Source organism: Belnapia sp., from assembly GCF_059504005.1.
This window is the reverse complement of the sequence record NZ_JCACHU010000092.1, coordinates 1-4,126: the sequence shown is the minus strand read 5'-3', so window position 1 is coordinate 4,126 and position 4,126 is coordinate 1. Positions and strand designations below refer to the sequence as shown.

The following is a 4,126-nucleotide window of genomic DNA, read 5'->3' as shown; positions in this document are numbered from 1 at the left end:
CGCGGCCAGACCGGCCGCATCAGAGGCCGCACACATGACCGCACCCGTGCTCTCGTGCCAGCGCTGCAGATCCGCCTTGACCCGCAGGGGGCATCCACACATGCGATAAGCCTCCCCTGTCACAAGTGAGCGCCTACCGCGGCAGCATAGTCCAGACGGCTCAAGACTACAGCTGTTTCGGCCAAGATGACCATCAGACCCCTTGGCCTCACGTCGGATGATGGCGGGCACGCAGACATCTCTGACGAGTAGCCAAGGTCGGCAGCTTTGCGCCAACTTCGGCCGTCCACTCGCCGTTGTCGCCTCCCTGAAAGTGGACATGGTCGACGGCATGGAGGACTTGGTGACGGGGGAGCAAGTTGCCAGCTCTTGCCAATGGCTGCTCCGCCCGCCAAGCCCATTCTATTTGACGGTGCCAGTTGGCTTGCCGAAAGCTAACGTCGACCGAACAATCCAACGGCAAGGCTTGCTGCGCAGTGCATATGTCACCCGTGCCCAGAGTCCTCTTTGTCTCAATCATCAACAGCGTCGGCTCGGAACGTGCGGTGGCAGCGATGGGCCGGCTCGGTGCCGAATGCGCGGTGCTGAGCCCAGTTGGATCCTACCCCTCGCTCACGCGCTTTGCAGCGCGGCACTTTGTATTGCCGCCATACCGCGGTGTCCGGCGCCTGGGGCTCCTCACTGCCCGACGTCGGCTAGAGATTGCCCTGTTAGATTTCCGGCCCGACACGGTCGTGCCTCTTGATGACTTGTCGGCGAAGTTCCTTTGCGGCATCGCGCTTGATCCTTCAACGCGCGAACCGGTTCGGGCAGCTCTGGTGGAGGCGCTCGGTTCGCCCCAGGGCTTTGCCGTCGCCTGTGATCGCCGGCGCGGCATGGATCTCGCGGTGCGACTCGGCCTGCGAACTCCAGGTCACTGCACGGCAACCGATGCTGTAGTCGCGCGTGACGTGGCAGCGGCTTGGGGTTATCCAGTTGTCCTTAAGCGTGAGCACAGCGGCGGCGGGGACGGTGTGGCGATTGCTTGGGATTCGATGCAACTTAGCGCTGCGTTCGAGACGCTGCAGGTTCGGGGCAAACACTGGAAAGGCTGGGTCACAAGGACAAGCAGACGTTTCTTGTGGCGCTGGGCGGGTTTGCCCTTTTCGCCGGATGCACCGCCTTTACTGCAGAGACACATCAACGGCACGCCGGCCATGCACACTCTCGCCGCCTTTCAGGGTCGTGTCCTTGAGGCTGTGAGCTTTCTCGCGGAGCGCACGCATCCTGGGCCGACCGGGCCGAGTACCATGGTCCGACACATCGAGAATCCCGAGATGGCGGACACCGCCGCTCGGCTAGTCGCAGCACTCGGCTGCTCCGGCTTATTGAGCTTTGACTTTGTGCTCGAGGGTGGCAAAACGAACGCCTACCTAATTGAGATAAACCCGCGACCTATCGCAGTCGCCAGCCTCGGGCCTCTGTTTGGGCATAATGTCTATGGGGCGTTGGTTGCCCAATTGCGCGGCTGGCCCGCGCCTCCAAAATCATCCGAACCAGACACGCGACCCGTAGCACTCTTTCCCCAAGAGTTGGTGCGAGACCCCCAAAGCTTGCGGATGAGGCTCGACAAGGGCGAAGTGATTCACGATTTGCCCTGCGACGATTGGGGTGTGGTTGCGGCCTACGAGCGTTACTTGGTCCAGATGCACTGTACACATGCAGAATTGGTGCGCCACCTCCTTCGCTCAGTTTGTAGAAGGCGAGATTAACAATAGAGGCGGTCGGGATACGACGTATAGCCCCAGTGCAACGGAAGACCTCGTTGCTCGGCAGTTGAAGTTGCCACACCCCTCATTCGCACAGCCACATCCGCAAGTGCTGTCTTTCGTCACAGTGCTGGCGCCAAGCACCGAGGTGGCACTCGGGCTGATCGAAGTTTTCAGGCAGCAACTCCACTTTACAACCGCGAGTTTGTTCACAAAGCGATCGGGCGGGGTTTGAATCGAGCGATTCTGCAGTGCCGAAATAGGCGAAGCAGACCGCTCGTTTGGCAGTATTGGCGCTGCCTGACGTCGGATTGGAGGGTCGATGACTTACCCAGATTATCCGACGCCAGAGCACATATCCGGCGTACACCGCGCGCCCGCGGCGGACTACGACGCTGACGTAGTGATCCTCGCCCTCGATCGGGTCGAAGATACTGCAGAGGCTGTAGCCTCCGCCAGAGCCCAGATCGGCGTCTCGAAGCACGTGTGGGTTGCCGACCAAGGTAGCCGGCCGGAGAATGTCGCACGTTTAGCCGAGGTGATGCGGGGCGCCCCGGATGCGACACTGGTCCGTCTTGATCGCAACTGGGGTGTGGCGGGAGGGCGCAACCGTGCAACCGCGCTTGGCAGCGGGCGCGTGGTATTCGCGCTCGACAATGATGCTGAGTTCTCCGCCTCCGACACGCTGGCGCGGGCTGTTGCCATTCTGGATGCAGATGCGGATCTCGCGGCGGTCGGGTGCCGCATCCTGGTGCACGCTACCGGGGAGGATGACCTGTCCTCCTGGGGCTATCCGGTTTCACTTCTTCCAAGGGCAGGTGAGAGCTTCGATACGGTCACCTTTGTCGGTGCCGGCGCGGCCGTCCGGCGAGCCGACTTCGAGCGTGCCGGCGGCTATGACGACGCGCTATTCTTTCTATGGGATGAGTTCGACCTCTGTCTCCGCCTGATCAATCTCGGTTTGCGCGTGCGATACCGTGGCGACCTCGCCGTGCGGCATAAGGTCAGCCCGGAGAAGCGCTTTGCCTGGGCCGGCACACGCTGGTTCTATTTTGTGCGAAATCGTGTCTATATTGGAATGAAATATGGTTCACCGGCGTCGGTGCTGCCGCGTTTTATTGCCTATCAGCTGAAGGGAGCGCGCAATGGCGTGCTTTTACAGGGACTGCGGGCAGGTCCTGCAGCGCTGCAGATGTTGCGCGAATTCCGTCCCGCGCTCGGGACCGAGGAGTTGCACCGGCTGACACCCGCCGCGCGCGAATACCTGAGACGCAACGACGCCGCACACCGTTACGGCGTGCTGCGTCGCATGCGAACAGAGGTACTCTCGGCGCTGCCACAAGCGCAGCGGCGTGCATCATAGTGGAGGCTACCGTCCGGAACTGGCTTCACGGCTTTGTGCAGTTGTACCCCAAGGCCCGGCGAGAATGGCCCCAACCAGCAGCACTTCGGCATGCCGCGAACTCCGTTGGAAAAAGAATGGTTTGAAGCATGGGACCACCACGGCGAAGCGGGCTAGCCCGGAAAATTCGTGAGGTCAGGAGCGAGGCCTGGAACAGCGCCGGATCGCTCGCCGCATAGTTGTACAGCCGTGTTTTGCCGATGCCGGCTTTGGGGCCAGTAGCTTGCTGCAGATTGCGGGGTTGGCTGGTTGCGGTAGGTAGGGCTTGGCTGGGGCACTCGCCCCGGCGGTCAGCAGAGCAGGCGAGGCATGCGCTCGAGGGCGAGGTGCATGATGGCTTTGGCTGGATAGGCGCTGGGCAGGTGCAGCATCACCCGGGTCTTCAGCGCGACCACCCGCGTAGCAACCTTGATCAGGCGCAGGCGCAAGGTGTCGAACTGGGCCATGCGCCAAGTTGAGCGCTTCGGCATGAGGCTGCGCAGCGACCAGAGCAGCCAGTAGGCGCCGGTGTGCAACATGAGGCGGAGCTGATTGGCGCTGGCCTTGCTGCAGGACGTACGATCCGCGGCCAGGTGCCGCTTCCAGGCTTTCACATAGTTTTCCGCCTGTCCCCTCGCGCAGTAGAGATTCTCGTAGAGCCTGCGTGGTGTGCCGCCGGCGAGATTGGTGACGATGAAGCGGGTGTCGACACCGTCCGGGCCAGCCTCGACACGGGCGATGATCCGCTCGACCCGGCTCCAGCTGCCGGCGCCGTCGTAGAACTCGGTATAGCGGCGCTGCTTGCCGGCGTTGCTGGCCGCCGCATAGCGCGCTGTGGTGCCCCTCTCGAGCGCCTGGACGTGGCGGCGCAGCGTCGTGGTCGAGGCCACGGCCAGGATGAAATCCAGCCGCTCGGCCCGGCAGAGGTTGAGCACCTCGGGCGCGTGGCTGTGTCCATGAATTCTGGCCCAGCAGTGCTGATGAATTTTGGCCCACC

3 protein-coding genes are annotated in these 4,126 nt (G+C 62.5%); 2 read left to right on the top strand and 1 reads right to left on the bottom strand.

Translation table 11 applies throughout. The annotated features are described in order from the left end of the window. The first annotated feature begins 491 nt into the window (after window positions 1-491). Window positions 492-1,751 carry an ATP-binding protein gene (locus AC5JJ1_RS13530; RefSeq protein ID WP_495785629.1) on the top strand — a complete coding sequence of 420 codons (1,260 nt, stop codon included), beginning with the start codon at window positions 492-494 and terminating at the stop codon, window positions 1,749-1,751. 400 nt (window positions 1,752-2,151) lie between these two features. Continuing rightward, entirely contained in the window at window positions 2,152-3,111 is a 960-nt protein-coding gene (locus AC5JJ1_RS13525) for a glycosyltransferase family 2 protein (protein WP_495785628.1), read from the top strand. 329 nt (window positions 3,112-3,440) lie between these two features. Here AC5JJ1_RS13525 and AC5JJ1_RS13520 read toward each other — a convergent pair. Continuing rightward, window positions 3,441-4,126, bottom strand: a 686-nt coding sequence (locus AC5JJ1_RS13520) for a transposase (protein ID WP_495785627.1), incomplete at its 5' end; no start/stop codon positions are given.